Origin of the sequence: Pseudomonas sp. PB103 (assembly GCF_009764635.1) — a bacterium.
Lineage (GTDB): Bacteria > Pseudomonadota > Gammaproteobacteria > Pseudomonadales > Pseudomonadaceae > Aquipseudomonas.
Genome location: NZ_RWIL01000093.1, coordinates 1 through 14,831, shown reverse-complemented (window position 1 = coordinate 14,831; position 14,831 = coordinate 1). Strand labels below are relative to the sequence as shown.

At 58.3% G+C, this 14,831-nt stretch carries 13 protein-coding genes; 8 read left to right on the top strand and 5 right to left on the bottom strand.

Annotated features, from left to right (window positions below; translation table 11 throughout):
* Positions 1-86 precede the first annotated feature (86 nt).
* On the bottom strand, positions 87-1,862 hold the full coding sequence (gene gcl, locus EJA70_RS16240; RefSeq protein WP_053118459.1) for a glyoxylate carboligase: 1,776 nt from the start codon (positions 1,860-1,862) through the stop codon (positions 87-89).
* 268 nt (positions 1,863-2,130) lie between these two features.
* On the opposite strand from gcl, the gene EJA70_RS16235 reads away from it, so the two are divergent.
* The 3 genes from EJA70_RS16235 to EJA70_RS16225 all read left to right on the top strand — a co-directional run bounded on the left by EJA70_RS16235 (position 2,131) and on the right by EJA70_RS16225 (position 4,432).
* A complete protein-coding gene (locus EJA70_RS16235) occupies positions 2,131-2,571 on the top strand; it encodes a heme-binding protein (protein WP_008083511.1) in 441 nt (146 codons plus the stop codon).
* A gap of 100 nt (positions 2,572-2,671) precedes the next feature.
* Complete coding sequence (locus EJA70_RS16230; RefSeq protein WP_158831998.1) at positions 2,672-3,742, top strand: alpha/beta hydrolase; 1,071 nt, start codon at positions 2,672-2,674, stop codon at positions 3,740-3,742.
* A 231-nt stretch (positions 3,743-3,973) separates the two neighbouring features.
* A complete protein-coding gene (locus tag EJA70_RS16225; RefSeq protein ID WP_158831996.1) occupies positions 3,974-4,432 on the top strand; it encodes a transposase in 459 nt (152 codons plus the stop codon).
* A gap of 604 nt (positions 4,433-5,036) precedes the next feature.
* Here EJA70_RS16225 and EJA70_RS16220 read toward each other — a convergent pair.
* Positions 5,037-5,645, bottom strand: a complete 609-nt coding sequence (locus EJA70_RS16220; RefSeq protein WP_008083515.1) for a TetR/AcrR family transcriptional regulator — start codon at positions 5,643-5,645, stop codon at positions 5,037-5,039.
* A 135-nt stretch (positions 5,646-5,780) separates the two neighbouring features.
* Here EJA70_RS16220 and EJA70_RS16215 point away from each other — a divergent pair, with 135 nt between their 5' ends.
* Positions 5,781-6,695, top strand: a complete 915-nt coding sequence (locus EJA70_RS16215) for a DUF808 domain-containing protein (protein WP_158831994.1) — start codon at positions 5,781-5,783, stop codon at positions 6,693-6,695.
* Between the two features lie 136 nt (positions 6,696-6,831).
* Here the strand turns inward: EJA70_RS16215 and EJA70_RS16210 are convergent, their stop codons facing one another.
* Both EJA70_RS16210 and EJA70_RS16205 read right to left on the bottom strand, forming a co-directional pair.
* Positions 6,832-7,620: a VacJ family lipoprotein gene (locus tag EJA70_RS16210; protein ID WP_158831992.1), complete on the bottom strand. Its 789-nt coding sequence runs from the start codon at positions 7,618-7,620 to the stop codon at positions 6,832-6,834.
* Positions 7,613-8,911 (bottom strand): serine/threonine protein kinase, encoded by a 1,299-nt coding sequence (locus EJA70_RS16205; RefSeq protein WP_158831990.1) that lies wholly within the window; start codon positions 8,909-8,911, stop codon positions 7,613-7,615. The genes EJA70_RS16210 and EJA70_RS16205 overlap by 8 nt, the downstream gene beginning before the upstream one ends.
* A 224-nt stretch (positions 8,912-9,135) precedes the next feature.
* Here EJA70_RS16205 and EJA70_RS16200 point away from each other — a divergent pair, with 224 nt between their 5' ends.
* Positions 9,136-9,504 (top strand): hypothetical protein, encoded by a 369-nt coding sequence (locus EJA70_RS16200; protein WP_008087294.1) that lies wholly within the window; start codon positions 9,136-9,138, stop codon positions 9,502-9,504.
* 122 nt (positions 9,505-9,626) lie between these two features.
* Here EJA70_RS16200 and EJA70_RS16195 read toward each other — a convergent pair whose 3' ends face one another.
* A complete protein-coding gene (locus tag EJA70_RS16195) occupies positions 9,627-11,222 on the bottom strand; it encodes a beta (1-6) glucans synthase (RefSeq protein WP_158831988.1) in 1,596 nt (531 codons plus the stop codon).
* A gap of 286 nt (positions 11,223-11,508) precedes the next feature.
* Between EJA70_RS16195 and EJA70_RS16190 the strand changes: the two genes are divergently transcribed.
* From EJA70_RS16190 to EJA70_RS16180, 3 genes are all read left to right on the top strand, one after another.
* Entirely contained in the window at positions 11,509-12,360 is an 852-nt protein-coding gene (locus EJA70_RS16190) for a glycine betaine ABC transporter substrate-binding protein (RefSeq protein ID WP_008087297.1), read from the top strand.
* A gap of 250 nt (positions 12,361-12,610) precedes the next feature.
* A complete protein-coding gene (locus EJA70_RS16185) occupies positions 12,611-12,922 on the top strand; it encodes a DUF485 domain-containing protein (protein ID WP_158831986.1) in 312 nt (103 codons plus the stop codon).
* Complete coding sequence (locus EJA70_RS16180) at positions 12,919-14,577, top strand: cation acetate symporter (RefSeq protein ID WP_158831984.1); 1,659 nt, start codon at positions 12,919-12,921, stop codon at positions 14,575-14,577. The genes EJA70_RS16185 and EJA70_RS16180 overlap by 4 nt, the downstream gene beginning before the upstream one ends.
* Positions 14,578-14,831 lie beyond the last annotated feature (254 nt).

Sequence of the window (14,831 nt, the reverse complement as noted above, 5' to 3'; positions counted from 1 at the left end):
GATCTTTTGATCTTGATCTGTTAACAACAAAGATCAAAAGATCGCAGCCTGCGGCAGCTCCTACAGGAGCATCAGGCCATGGCGGATCAGTCGAGCAGCGAAATCGCCGTTGGCGCATCGTTGCCGACCAGCGCCAGGTCTTCGAATTCGTTGACGGCGTTGATCTCGGTACCCATGGAGATGTTGGTCACACGCTCCAGAATGATCTCGACGATGACCGGCACCTTGAACTCTTCGATCATCTGTTCGGCCTTGCGCAGGGCAGGGGCGATTTCCGATGGCTCGAACACACGCAGCGCTTTACAGCCGAGGCCTTCAGCCACTGCGACGTGGTCAACACCGTAACCGTTGAGTTCCGGCGCGTTCAGGTTATCGAAGGACAGCTGCACGCAGTAGTCCATTTCGAACCCGCGCTGTGCCTGACGGATCAGACCCAGGTACGAGTTGTTCACCACGACGTGGATGTACGGCAGTTTGAACTGAGCGCCGACCGCCAGTTCTTCGATCATGAACTGGAAGTCATAGTCCCCCGACAGGGCCACGACTTTGCGGTTCGGATCGGCCTTCACCACGCCCAGCGCTGCCGGAATGGTCCAGCCCAGCGGGCCTGCCTGGCCGCAGTTGATCCAGTGACGCGGCTTGTAGACGTGCAGGAACTGCGCGCCGGCAATCTGCGACAGACCAATGGTGCTGACGTAGCAGGTGTCCTTGCCGAACACCTGGTTCATTTCTTCGTAAACGCGTTGCGGTTTTACCGGCACGTTGTCGAAGTGGGTCTTGCGATGCAGGCTGGCTTTGCGCTGCTGGCAATCTTGCAGCCAGGCACTGCGGTTTTTCAGCTTGCCGGCGGCTTGCCATTCACGCGCCACTTCGATGAACACGGTCAGCGCAGCGGCGGCGTCGGACACGATGCCCAGATCCGGAGTGAACACACGGCCGATCTGCGTGCCTTCGATGTCGACGTGAATGAACTTGCGGCCTTCGGTGTAAACGTCAACCGAACCGGTGTGGCGGTTGGCCCAACGGTTACCGATCCCCAACACCACGTCGGATTTCAGCATGGTCGCGTTGCCGTAACGGTGCGAAGTCTGCAGACCGACCATGCCGACCATCAGCGGGTGATCGTCCGGGATGGTGCCCCAGCCCATCAGGGTCGGGATCACCGGGATGCCGGTCAGCTCCGCGAATTCAACCAGCAGATCGCTGGCGTCGGCGTTGATGATGCCGCCGCCGGCCACCAGCAATGGACGCTCGGCCTGATCGAGCAGCGCCAAAGCCTTCTCGACCTGAATGCGGGTAGCGGTCGGTTTGGCCAATGGCAGCGGCTGGTAAGCGTCGATGTCGAATTCGATTTCGGCCATCTGCACGTCGAACGGCAGGTCGATCAGCACCGGGCCTGGACGGCCGGAGCGCATTTCAAAAAACGCTTTCTGGAACGCGTAAGGCACTTGGCCCGGCTCCAGAACAGTGGTTGCCCACTTGGTGACTGGCTTGACGATGCTGGTGATGTCGACAGCCTGGAAGTCTTCCTTGTGCATACGGGCGCGGGGTGCCTGGCCGGTAATGCAGAGGATTGGAATCGAGTCGGCCGAGGCGCTGTAGAGCCCGGTGACCATGTCAGTACCGGCAGGGCCGGAAGTACCGATGCACACGCCGATGTTGCCGGCCTTGGTGCGGGTGTAGCCCTCGGCCATGTGCGAGGCGCCTTCAACGTGGCGAGCAAGGACGTGATCGATGCCACCGACTTTTTGCAAGGCGGAGTACAGCGGGTTGATGGCAGCGCCCGGGATGCCAAAAGCGGTATCAACCCCTTCACGGCGCATCACCAGAACGGCGGCTTCGATTGCTCTCATTTTGCTCATGGTTTTGTGCCTCTTTACGTTTTGTAATTGTATACAAGTGGCTTTGCGCAGAGTGTATTCACGGCGGACGGCGCAGGTCAATCCATTTTCTCAAGCGCCTGTTTCATTCGTCGGAAGCCTGTCTGAGTGTGGCTTTTCGTCGCATGTGGCGCTTTTCGAGAATTATTGTATACAAAAAAATAACTCATTGTGTTCTATTTGTTGTATCGGGCTGCGGCAGAAAAGCGCAGCCCCACGACTTTCCCAATAACAAAATGAGGACGGCACCATGAGCGCTTTAACCTTGAAAGTCGCAGTCAAGCTGGTCAACGAAGCCATCAACGCCGGGCGCGGTATCAACGCCGCGCCGCTGACCATCGCGGTACTCGATACCGGCGGCCACCTGATCACCCTGCAACGTGAAGACGGCGCCAGCCTGCTGCGCCCGGATATCGCCATCGGCAAAGCCTGGGGCGCGATTGCCCTGGGTAAAGGCTCGCGCCTGCTCGCACTCGACGCGCAACAACGCCCGGCCTTTATTGCTGCGCTGAACAGCATGGGTCAGGGCAGCGTCGTGCCGGCACCGGGCGGTGTGTTGATTCGTGATCAGGCCGGCAATGTGCTGGGAGCGATCGGCATCAGCGGCGATCTGTCGGACATCGATGAGCAAGTCGCCATTAAAGCGGTGGAGGCGCTGGAGCTGCGCGCGGATGCGGGGGTGGCGGCCTGACCGGAAAATAAATCAGCACGTCTGATGGCGTGATGATGACGAAGCGGGGCGGGGTCTATAGACTGCCGCCCCTCTCGTTTATGTATCAAGGAAGATCTGCGTGAAGACGCTATTTGCCATGACGATGGCCGCCGCCATCACCCTCTGCACGCCCGTCCTGCATGCGACGGAAACCCCCGACGCCGACGAAATCGCCTTTAACGCGCTGAGCCCGGTGGTTTCTGCACTGCTCAACGCCGACGATGTACCGGAGTTGATGGAGCGGGCCGAGAAGCTCGAAGAAACCGACACGTTGCAGGCAATTGCGGTTTACCTGGCAGCCTCCCGTGAAGATCCCAAGCAACTGCTGGCGCCTTATCAGGTGGCGGCACTGTTTGCCCGTCGTGGCGATGACCGACTGGCGCTGCGCTATCTGCAGGAGGCCGATGACCGTGGTCTGTGGTTCGGCCCGCTGCTGGCAGGGGACGAAGACTTCTCCGAGCTCCGTGACACCGCCACCTACAAATCCGTACTGGCCAGCGCGCAGCAGCGGTACAAGAAAATCGCCGAGGGCAAGGTTGGCGCGATTTCCGTGCTCAATCCGTCGGCGAAGATCCCTGCGCCCAAAGCCTGCCGCCCGGTGGTGGTGTGGCTGCACGGTTACGGCGTCAATGGCGAGCTGGATGCAGACTACCAGCCGCTGGCCGACACCGGCGCAATCATTCTGGGGATCAACGGCACGCAAATGATCAACGCGGTCGACAGCTTCCGCTGGATCGGCCCCGGTTTCGAAGGCACCCATCAAACGGTGCAAAAAGGCCTCAAAGCCCTCGAAGCCCAACAATGCATCGACCGCAAGCGCGTGTTCCTGATGGGCTTCTCGCAAGGTTCGCAACACGCCGGCGCGCTGTTGGCGCAACACCCGGACGATTACGCCGGCGCACTGCTGCTGTCACCCGGCGGCAATCAACCGACGCCCACGGAAAGCAAGGCGCGCGGCAAGCGTGTGTTTGTCATCAATGGCAAAAAAGAAGGGCCGGGCAATCAGCAGATGAGCGCCGATTTCCGCCAACTGTTCAGCGACGGCAACGAGGTCAAATCTCGCACCCACGAGGCCGGGCACACCTTCCCGGACGACTGGAGCACCTCGCTGCCGCAGGCGCTGCGCTGGTTGATGGGGGAGGAGGTTTGAGATGCGGGTGTATCGGTTTGATCGCTAGCGTCTGATCGATTGTCATCGCTGGCAAGCTAGCTCCCACAAGGCTTTTTGTCTTGTTCAGATTTTGTAACCAATACAAAAACCTGTGGGAGCTGGCTTGCCAGCGATGGCGGCCTGACTGACACATCAAGAAAAAAGACCAGCCCGCCAAATAGACCACTGAGGTCTAGCCTTCTGATGAACCCATCATGAAGGGGCAATGGATTGCCTGATCTTCCTGCTTCACATCGTCTGCGAGCCGGTCGCTATGCCGAGCCCAACCGCATCTATCTACTGGCCACGAACACACTTGATCGAAAACCCATCTTCGCCGATTTCACTCTGGGCAGATTGGTCGTTCATCAATTTCGTCGCGCGCAAAATGTTGGACTGGCAAAGTCGTTGGCATGGGTAGTCATGCCTGATCATTTTCATTGGTTGATTGAGCTGGAAAACTGTTCGCTCAGAAGGCTGATGGGGGAAACCAAATCTTTGATTGCACGGGACGTGAATGCGTTCAGCGGTCGAAGCGGGCCGCTTTGGCAGCAAGGCTTTCATGATCGTGCACTGCGGCGTGAGGAGGATTTGGTGAAGATGGCGCGGTATGTAGTGGCTAACCCATTGCGGGCAGGCTTGGTGAAAAAGCTGGGTGATTATCCGCTGTGGGATGCCATTTGGGCTTGAGCTGAAACCGAGTTGCCTTCATCGCTGGCAAGCCAGCTCCCACAGGTTTTTGTGCTGGACAAAGATTTTGCATTTCTGCATGAGTGATTGTGAGAGTTGGCAAGTCAGTCCTGTGTTGGATGCAAATTTTGCAAACAACACAAATCCCTGTGGGAGTTGGCAAGTCAGTCCTGTGTTGGATGCAAATTTTGCAAGCAACAAATCCTTGTGGGAGTTGGCAAGTCAGTCCTGTGTTGGATGCAAATTTTGCAAACAACACAAATCCCTGTGGGAGTTGGCAAGTCAGTCCTGTGTTGGATGTAAGTTTTGCAAACAACACAAAATCCCTGTGGGAGCTGGCAAGTCAGTCCTGTGTTGGATGCAAATTTTGCAAACAACAAATCCCTGTGGGAGTTGGCAAGTCAGTCCTGTGTTGGATGCAAATTTTGCAAACAACACAAATCCCTGTGGGAGTTGGCAAGTCAGTCCTGTGTTGGATGTAAGTTTTGCAAACAACACAAATCCCTGTGGGAGCTGGCAAGTCAGTCCTGTGTTGGATGTAAGTTTTGCAAACAACACAAATCCCTGTGGGAGCTGGCTTGCCAGCGATTGCATCACCGCGGTCTTACTGATCCGGCTCACACCCCTTCAACACCAACCGGATAATCGTCTGTGCCGCCGCCTCGTAATCCGCCTCGTCCAGCTTGTCCTTCCCAGTGACCGCAGAGATCTGCCAGTCAAAGTCGGCGTAGGTCTGGGTCGCCGCCCAGATGCTGAACATCAGGTGATTAGGGTCGATCGGGGCGATTTGCCCGCGGTCGATCCAGCTCTGGATGCAGTCGATGTTGTGCTTGGCCTGGCCGTTGAGCTGCTCGACCAGGTCGGCGCTCAAATGCGGGGCGCCGTGCATGATTTCGCTGGCGAACACTTTCGAGGCGAACGGCAGGTCGCGGGAGATGCGGATCTTCGAGCGGATGTAGCCGCTCAGCACTTCGCTCGGTACACCGTCCGGATTGAACGGGGTCGAGGCCTGCAGGATCGGCACGATGATACTTTCCAGCACCTCGCGGTAGAGGTTTTCCTTGGACTTGAAGTAGTAGTAGACGTTGGGCTTGGGCAATCCCGCCTTGGCGGCGATGTCGCTGGTTTTGGTCGCAGCGAAGCCCTTGTCGGCAAACTCCTCACTGGCGGCACGCAGGATCAGTTCTTTGTTGCGCTCGCGGATTGTGCTCATAAACCCGGTGGTTCCTTGCCTGTTCTGGCGGTTGCGCATGGTAGCACCGGCCTCGCGCAGCGCTCAAGAATGCCCCGTGTGGTCTGTGGTCGCGTTATGCTTCGCAACATTCATACATAGAAGGAAACAGGATTCATGGCAGGAAGCAGTTTGCTGGTGCTGATCGACGATATCGCCACCGTTCTGGACGACGTTGCCTTGATGACCAAGATGGCCGCCAAGAAGACCGCCGGTGTGCTTGGTGACGATCTGGCGCTCAATGCCCAGCAAGTCTCCGGTGTGCGTGCCGAGCGGGAAATTCCCGTGGTCTGGGCGGTGGCCAAGGGGTCGTTCGTCAACAAACTGATCCTCGTGCCGTCGGCGCTGGCAATCAGTGCGTTCGTGCCGTGGCTGGTGACACCGCTGTTGATGGTCGGCGGTGCGTACCTGTGTTTCGAAGGGTTCGAGAAGCTCGCGCACAAGTTTTTGCACAGCGAAGCTGAAGACGAGGCCGGGCATGCGCAACTGACTGAGGCCGTGGCTGATCCGGCGACCGATCTGGTGGCGTATGAGAAGGACAAGATCAAAGGCGCGATCCGCACGGACTTTATTCTGTCGGCGGAAATCATCGCGATCACCCTCGGTACCGTGGCGGATGCTTCGCTGACGCAACAGGTAATTGTGATGTCGGGCATCGCGATCGTCATGACCGTGGGTGTTTATGGCCTGGTGGCGGGCATCGTCAAGCTCGACGACCTTGGCTTGTGGCTGACCCAGAAGCCCGGGCAGTTCGCGAAAAAAGTCGGCAGCGGTATTTTTAGCGCGGCGCCGTACATGATGAAAACCCTGTCGGTGGTCGGTACGGCGGCGATGTTTTTGGTCGGCGGCGGCATCCTGACTCACGGCGTGCCGGTGCTGCATCACTGGATTGAAGGCGTTGGCGCGGCGGCCGGTGGCGCCGGGTTTGCGGTGCCGATGTTGCTCAACGGTGTGGCGGGGATCATCGCCGGTGCGGTGGTGTTGGCGGTGGTTTCCGTCGTCGGCAAAATCTGGAAATCTGTTAAAGGCTAAAAGATCGCAGCCTTCGGCAGCTCCTACATGGGCATCGCGCACCCCCTGTAGGAGCTGCCGCAGGCTGCGATCCCTTGATCTAAAAAAAGGGCCATTCGACTCGCATCGAATGGCCCCTTTTTGTGTCTGCCGAAAACTATTCGGCGATCTGCAGCTTGCGTGCTTCGGTGTACACGTAACGCACTTTCTCGTACTCGAACGGCGAATTCATCTGGCCGTAGCGGAAGCTGGTCTGATAGCGCTTGTCGACTGCGCGCAACGCCCAGACTTCCGGATGGTTGGAGCTGACTTCCGACACATTGAGGAAGTTGATTGCCGATTCGGCGGTGTAGTCCACGGCCAGGCCGGCGGTGTCGCGGATGTTCGACGGGCCGAAGATCGGCAAGATGAAGTAGGCGCCACCCGGTACACCGTAGAAGCCCAGGGTCTGGCCGAAGTCTTCGCTTTGGCGCGGCAGGCCCATCGCCGTGGCCGGATCCCACAAACCGGCGATGCCGATGGTGGTGTTGAGCAGCAGGCGCGCGGTGGTTTCCATCGAGCGCTGACCCTTGAACTGCAACAGGCTGTTGACCAGGTTGGGCACATCGCCGAGGTTGTTGAAGAAGTTGCTCACACCGGTGCGCAGGAAGCTTGGCGTGATGTAGCGATAGCCATCGACCACCGGCAGGAACACCCATTGGTCGAAGCGGTAGTTGAAGTGGTAAACCCGACGGTTCCACGATTCCAGCGGGTCGTAGACGTTCAGCGCGTTGAGCGTCGAGCGCTCGAATTCGCGCTGATCCAGCCCCGGGTTGAATTTGAGTTTGGACAGCGGCTCTTTGAAGCCGTCACTGTCGACCACCACCGGCGCGTTGGCTTTACTGTTGTCGGCCTGGGCCACGCCTGCGCAGAGGAGCGCTGCCATCAGCAGGAGATATTTAGCCACGGAAAAACTCCAGCATAGCGTCGCTGTTGACGCGGTAGTTAAGGTTGCCGCAGTGGCCGCCCAGTGGGTAAACGGTCAGGCGATCACCGAAGGTCTTGCGCAGGAAACCGAGGTCGCCCGGGCCGAGGATGACGTCGTCGGCGTTGTGCATCACGGCGATTTTCGGGCTGTCGTGCAGGTAATCCTTGAGTGCATACAGGCTGACCTGATCGATCAGTTGCAGCAGGCTGCCGCCGTCGGTGCGGGCACGCCACATCGGAATCACTTGATCGGTCAGGTAGCAGTCGAAGTCGCACTGCAGCGCACGCTTGAGGAACGGCGTGAGGCTGGTGCCTTCGGTGATCGGGAATTTCGGCGGGGTGATCAGGCCGCGGCGGTTGATCAAGTCGGAGGTGAAGGCAATGTCGGCCGCCGAGAAGCGGAACGAGGTGCCGATCAGCATCGCCATCTGTTCGTTGGTCAGATGTTGCTTGGACTGTTGGAAGTCATAGAGCAGCGCATCGTTGAGGTCGATGTAGCCTTTCTGCTGGAAGTAACGGGTCAACTTGCTCAACACCAACTCATAGAAGGTGGTGCTGTTGTTGATGCCTTTAACTTCGGTTTGCACCAACTTGTCGAGGTTGGTCACCGAGGTGTAGAGGTTCACCGGCGGGTTGAGCAGCAGGACTTTCTTGAAGTTGAAGCTGCGACGGGTCTCGTCCAGGTGCGCAACGAAGGCGGCATCCAGCGCGCCGAGGCTGTACCCGGTCAGGTAGTACTCGGTGACCGGCACTTTCGGATTCTGCGCGCGCACGGCTTGCATCACCCGGTACATGTCTTCGGCGTCTTCCTTGGTCACGCCCGGAGTGGCAAAGCGCGAGGCGGCGCTGATGAAGTCGAAACTGGTCGGCGACGACAACTGCACGACGTGGTAGCCGGCTTTGTAGTAAAGCTTTTTCAGGTATTCGTTGAGCGTGCTGTCATAACGCGCGCCGGTGCCAGCGATCAGGAAGATCAGCGGTGCCGGTTTGTCCTGAGTGGCGATCCGGTAGGTGAGTTTCTTCACTGCCCAGAAATTGTCCGGCAGGATGAACTCGCGCTCCGGGCGCAACGTCAGGCTGCGATCCGACTGGTTGATGTCGTCGTCCAGCGGCAATTCCGGGCGCAAGTCCGGCGGGGTCGTGGCGATGGTCGCCTCGAACGGGTTGGTCAGGGGATAGCCATAACTGGCGGCATCGATGTCCACCGCCAGTGCGGACGCACTCAAAATAAGGCCGCTGAACAGCGCGGCGAAGCGCAAGGAACGGAGCATGACTAGATCCCTTAGAGGAAGGTGCCGAATGAAGTTCGCAGGCTATGACCACCGGGTTTGCGCCAAAGTGCCATGCATCGGCACCAAACAGGCAGAATTCGGAGTAATAGTAGCTGGACGATACACTTTGCACCGCATCAATGAACAGTTAAGTGTTGTTAGCGCTTGCACACCGCTGACGGCAGATTAAGCTGGCCGCCGATTTCCCATGTTTGGAGTGCTTCATGTCCCGCCGCTTGCCCGTGATTCTGCTGCTCGTTCTGTTGCCGTTGTGGCTGGCTGCCAGTTATGCCGCGCGGTATGGCTTTATGGAGGACGGCAAGTGGGTGGGCATTTGCGTGGATGAGGCCAGTCGCTGGGAATGCCAGTTGCGCTCCAACCTTGGGCTGATGATTCACTTCAAGGTGCTGGGCTGGACCGCGCTCGGTGCGGCGCTGATCGGTTTTGTCGTGCCCGGGCGGGCAGGGTGGTGGCTGGCGGTGCTGGCGCTGGTGTTCGGGGTGCCGGCGCTGGCTTTGTACAACACCACTTTAGCGGTGTTTGCGCTGGTGATTGCCGGGTTGCGCCTGGTCCGTAAGTCCCCCAGCGCCTGACAGTCAGTCATCGCTGGCAAGCCAGCTCCCACAGGTTTTTGGGTCGTACACACATGTTGTGCTCAACCAATATTCTGTGGGAGCTGGCTTGCCAGCGATGAGGGCTTCGAAGGCGCTGAAAATCAGATCTGGCGAACGCGCAGGCAGCGCCAAAGGGCTGCGACCATCAACACGCTGACCAACGCCCAGCCCCACGCCTGCTGATTCTGCAAGCCTTCCTGATACAGCTGCGGCGCAATCCCCGCACCGACAATAAAGGTCAGCAGAGCGATCTCGCGACGCGGCACGTTCACCGGTCGGCACAGGTAAACCAGCGCCGGCAGCACAAACGCCATGCTCGCAAAGCTGCGATAACGCGGATCAAAAACCATCTCGAGCATCATCACGGCAGCGGCAAAACCTGCCGCCGCGACCAGCCAGCCTGCACGTCGCTCCAGCACATTGAACGCACGCTCACGCCAGCCGGTGCGTGCGCTCAGCGTCAGTGCGGCATGCGCCAATACCAGCAGATTCAACGCCGTCAGCAAGCCGACCCACAACCATTCGCTGGCAAACCGTGTAGTCACCCGCGCCAGATCACCCCAGGCGCCAATCGAACAAGCGGCGAGGGCGCCCAACAGCGGCAACACCAGTGCCGAACGCGTGGTGCGAACGCGCCCACCAAGGATCAACGTGCCAAGGAAAATCAAACCACCGACCGCCAGCCATTCTTTCCAGAACGGCACATTGGTCACGGGGCCGGCGAGTACACCCTTGTCCTGACGATCCGCATCGAACAGTCCCCAGTAGCCACCGACCGCGCCTTCACTCGCCCGCTTCCAGGGCTGATCAAAAGCTTCGATCAGGTTGTAATGCCAGCCTTCCTTCTCGGCCATGGCGACAAAACCACGAATGAACTTGGCTTCGTTGACCCGGCTCGGCAGGGCGGTTTCACGCTGGCGGCCTTCGCTCGGCCAGCCGGTCTCTCCGATCATCACGTCTTTGGGTGCGAATTTGTTGCCGAATACCTGACGCACCTCTGCCACGTGGTGCAGGGCAGCATCGATGTTCGAGGGATCATCTTCCCAGTAAGGCAGCAAATGAATGGTCAGGAAATCCACTGCCGGCGCGACTTCCGGATGCTTGAGCCAGAACTCCCAGACATCGGCGTAGGTGACCGGTTGCTTGATCTGGCTCTTGACCTTGGTGATCAGTCGGACCAGTTGCGCGCCGGTGACCTCCTTGCGCAGCAACGCTTCGTTGCCGACGATCACCGCGCTGACCACGTCCGGGTTGGCGTTGGCCGATTTGATCAGCAGGTCGACTTCCTTCTCCGTATCGACCGGGTTGCTGTTGATCCAGGCGCCGATCATCAATTTCAGACCATGCTTGCGCGCCAGATCGGGCAGCGCTTCAAGGCCGGTCATTGAATAGGTGCGGATGCATTCAAAGCGGGTCGCCAATAACGCGAGGTCAGCGTCCATGCGCTCGGGGCGCAGTTTGAACGGCACGTCGAACGGCGATTGGTCTTTATCGAACGGCGTATAGGACGCGCATTGCAGCTTGTGCGTCGGCGTCGCGGCGTCCGGCAGGATCACCGGTTTACCGAGGCCGTACCAGAAGCCGCCGAGGGCAAACAGGCCCAGCAGGCAGGCAAATAAATAAGCAGGGAAGGGGAAGCGGGACGTCGCGGACATGGTCGGGCCGAGTGGCTGCAAAGCGACGCATGTTACCTGCATTTATCCGGGGTTGGTGGCTCGCATCATTTGCACATGCAAAGTTCGGGCGGATTGTCTGGCGCCAATTATTCGCAGGCGATTAATGGCCTTCTGATGTCGTTTCTCGTTGTCTTGAGGTCGCTGACAGAGCAGGTCGCGAGCGTCGTCAGGTTGATGATCGAAAGCGTCAGCACTCCACTGATGGTCCAGCGAGTTTGCGGTCAGGCGTGATGGGGGCGCTGTGCACCATAACAATACGTTGACGCCGCCCTTCATCCGTCGGGCGCAGCATTTCGGGGAAGTAACGATGAAGATGCGACGACTTTTAGGCGCAGGTGCCGCACTGGCGCTTGCGATGGGCGCAACACTGGCCAGCGCGGAAACCAAGACCCTGAACATCGGTTACGTTGACGGCTGGTCCGACAGCGTTGCGACCACCCACGTAGCGGCCGAAGTGATCAAGCAGAAACTCGGCTATGACGTGAAGCTGCAAGCCGTCGCCACCGGGATCATGTGGCAAGGTGTTGCCACCGGTAAACTCGACGCCATGCTCTCGGCCTGGCTGCCCGTCACCCATGGCGAATACTGGACGAAAAACAAGGATCAGGTCGTCGATTACGGCCCGAACTTCAAGGACGCGAAAATCGGCCTGATCGTGCCGGAGTACGTCAAAGCCAAGTCGATCGAAGACCTGAAAACCGATGACACCTTCAAGAACCGTATCGTCGGTATCGATGCCGGTTCAGGCGTGATGCTCAAGACCGATCAGGCGATCAAGGATTACGGCCTCGACAAATACAACCTCAAAGCCAGTTCCGGCGCCGGCATGATTGCCGAGCTGACCCGTGCCGAGAAGAAAAACGAATCCATTGCCGTGACCGGTTGGGTGCCGCACTGGATGTTCGCCAAGTGGAAACTGCGCTTCCTCGACGACCCGAAAGGCGTGTACGGCGCGGCTGAAACCGTGAACAGCATCGGCAGCAAAGAGCTCGATGCCAAGGCACCGGAAGTGGCCAAGTTCCTGAAAAACTTCCAGTGGGCGTCGAAAGACGAGATCGGCGAAGTGATGCTGGCGATTCAGGACGGTGCCAAACCTGAAGCAGCGGCAAAAGATTGGGTCGCCAAGCACCCGGATCGCGTGGCTGACTGGACCAAATAACCGCAAATAGCTTCGGATCAACGCAAACCCTGTGGGAGCGGGCTTGCCCGCGATAGCGGTCGGTCAGTTGACTAATCAGTTGACTGACACGACGCCATCGCTGGCAAGCCAGCTCCCACAGGTTTTTGTGTGTGCTGAAAAATGGCGAATTTGTCATGGCGTTCTACTACTAAGGTCGTCTGTTACCGCGCTCGCAGCCGCATACATTAGCTATGTTCCAACAATAATTTGTGCTGCGAGGATAAAAACAATGAACGACAGCATTTACCTCTCGATTCAAAACAGTCCCCGATTCAAGGAGCTGGTTCAGAAAAGGGAACGATTCGCCTGGATTCTCTCGGCAATCATGCTAGGGCTTTACTCCGCATTCATCCTGCTGATCGCGTACGGGCCGCAAGTGCTCGGGGCGAAACTCAGTCCTGAATCTTCAATTACCTGGGGCATTCCGATCGGCGTTGGCCTGATTATTTCGGCTTTCATCCTGACCGCTATCTACGTGCGCCGCGCCAATGGTGAGTTTGACGACCTGAACAATGCGATTCTCAAGGAGGCTCAGCAATGATCCGGCGTCTACTGGCTCTTCTGAGCATCTCGGCGTTCGCGCCAGCCGTCTGGGCCGCTGACGCCCTGACCGGCGAAGTGCACAAACAACCGCTCAACGTCGCCGCAATCGCCATGTTCGTGGTGTTCGTCGGTGCAACCCTGTGCATCACTTACTGGGCGTCCAAGCGTAACAAGTCGGCTGCCGACTATTACGCGGCGGGCGGCAAGATCACCGGTTTTCAGAATGGTCTGGCGATTGCCGGTGACTACATGTCGGCGGCGTCCTTCCTGGGGATTTCCGCGCTGGTGTTCACCTCCGGCTACGATGGCCTGATCTACTCGATCGGCTTCCTGGTGGGTTGGCCGATCATTCTGTTCCTGATCGCCGAGCGTCTGCGTAACCTGGGTAAATACACCTTTGCCGACGTGGCGTCCTACCGCCTCGGGCAAACCCAGATCCGCACGCTGTCGGCTTGCGGTTCGCTGGTGGTGGTGGCGTTTTACCTGATCGCGCAAATGGTCGGTGCCGGCAAGCTGATCCAGTTGCTGTTCGGTCTCGATTACTACGTGGCGGTGATTCTGGTCGGCATCCTGATGTGCATGTACGTGCTGTTCGGCGGCATGCTGGCAACCACTTGGGTGCAAATCATCAAGGCGGTGCTGTTGCTGTCCGGTGCCTCGTTCATGGCGCTGATGGTGATGAAACACGTCAACTTCGACTTCAACATGCTGTTCTCGGAAGCGATCAAGGTTCACCCGAAGGGTGAGGCGATCATGAGCCCGGGCGGTCTGGTGAAAGATCCGATTTCGGCGTTCTCCCTCGGTCTGGCGCTGATGTTCGGTACTGCTGGCCTGCCACACATTCTGATGCGCTTCTTCACCGTGAGCGACGCAAAAGAGGCGCGTAAGAGCGTGCTGTACGCGACTGGCTTCATTGGTTACTTCTACATCCTGACGTTCATCATCGGCTTCGGCGCGATTCTGTTGGTCAGTACTAATCCGGCCTTTAAAGATGCAGCGGGCGCTCTGCTTGGCGGCAACAACATGGCGGCGGTGCACCTGGCTGACGCGGTGGGCGGAAGTATCTTCCTTGGCTTTATCTCGGCCGTAGCGTTTGCGACGATTCTGGCGGTAGTGGCGGGTCTGACGCTGGCCGGTGCTTCTGCGGTGTCTCACGATCTGTATGCCAGCGTGATCAAGAAGGGCAAGGCTAACGACAAGGATGAGATTCGCGTTTCGAAGATCACCACGATCGCACTTGGGATCCTGGCTATTGGCCTGGGTATTTTGTTCGAAAGCCAGAACATTGCGTTCATGGTGGGCCTGGCGTTCTCGATTGCCGCGAGCTGTAACTTCCCGGTGCTGCTGCTTTCGATGTACTGGAAGAAGCTGACCACTCGTGGCGCGATGATTGGTGGGTGGTTGGGTCTGGTAAGTGCGGTGGGTCTGATGATTCTTGGGCCGACCATTTGGGTGCAGATTCTGCATCATGAGAAGGCGATCTTCCCTTACGAGTATCCGGCGCTGTTTTCGATGATCATTGCTTTTGTCGGGATCTGGTTCTTCTCGATTACTGATAAATCGGCGGCTGCGGATAAAGAACGCGCGCTGTTCTTCCCGCAGTTTGTGCGTTCGCAGACGGGGTTGGGGGCGAGTGGGGCGGTTTCGCATTGATGGTTTGATCGTTGTTTAATGTTGTGCTGAATGCCCCGGTTGAGAGATCGGGGCATTTTTTGTGGGCGGTTATCGGGCAGGCCGTGTTTTTCGTGCGGTTCGTGTACATATCCGTTGCTGCGGTTAGGGCTGCTTAGGGTTCCGCCCTTACGGCGGGTCACCTTTTCCAAACGCCGAAAAGGTAACCCAAAAGGCTTGCTCCTACGTGCGGCCCGCTCGCTGGGGCTCGGGGTCCCTTCGCTCCGGGATCGATC

Excerpts from the sequence above, each read along its gene's own strand:
- gcl (WP_053118459.1), bottom strand. The coding sequence starts at position 1,862 with ATGAGCAAAATGAGAGCAATCGAAGCCGCCGTTCTGGTGATGCGCCGT.
- EJA70_RS16235 (WP_008083511.1), top strand. The coding sequence starts at position 2,131 with ATGAGCGCTTTAACCTTGAAAGTCGCAGTCAAGCTGGTCAACGAAGCC.
- EJA70_RS16220 (WP_008083515.1), bottom strand. The coding sequence starts at position 5,645 with ATGAGCACAATCCGCGAGCGCAACAAAGAACTGATCCTGCGTGCCGCC.
- EJA70_RS16215 (WP_158831994.1), top strand. The coding sequence starts at position 5,781 with ATGGCAGGAAGCAGTTTGCTGGTGCTGATCGACGATATCGCCACCGTT.
- EJA70_RS16205 (WP_158831990.1), bottom strand. The coding sequence starts at position 8,911 with ATGCTCCGTTCCTTGCGCTTCGCCGCGCTGTTCAGCGGCCTTATTTTG.
- EJA70_RS16200 (WP_008087294.1), top strand. The coding sequence starts at position 9,136 with ATGTCCCGCCGCTTGCCCGTGATTCTGCTGCTCGTTCTGTTGCCGTTG.
- EJA70_RS16195 (WP_158831988.1), bottom strand. The coding sequence starts at position 11,222 with ATGCAGGTAACATGCGTCGCTTTGCAGCCACTCGGCCCGACCATGTCC.
- EJA70_RS16190 (WP_008087297.1), top strand. The coding sequence starts at position 11,509 with ATGAAGATGCGACGACTTTTAGGCGCAGGTGCCGCACTGGCGCTTGCG.
- EJA70_RS16185 (WP_158831986.1), top strand. The coding sequence starts at position 12,611 with ATGAACGACAGCATTTACCTCTCGATTCAAAACAGTCCCCGATTCAAG.
- EJA70_RS16180 (WP_158831984.1), top strand. The coding sequence starts at position 12,919 with ATGATCCGGCGTCTACTGGCTCTTCTGAGCATCTCGGCGTTCGCGCCA.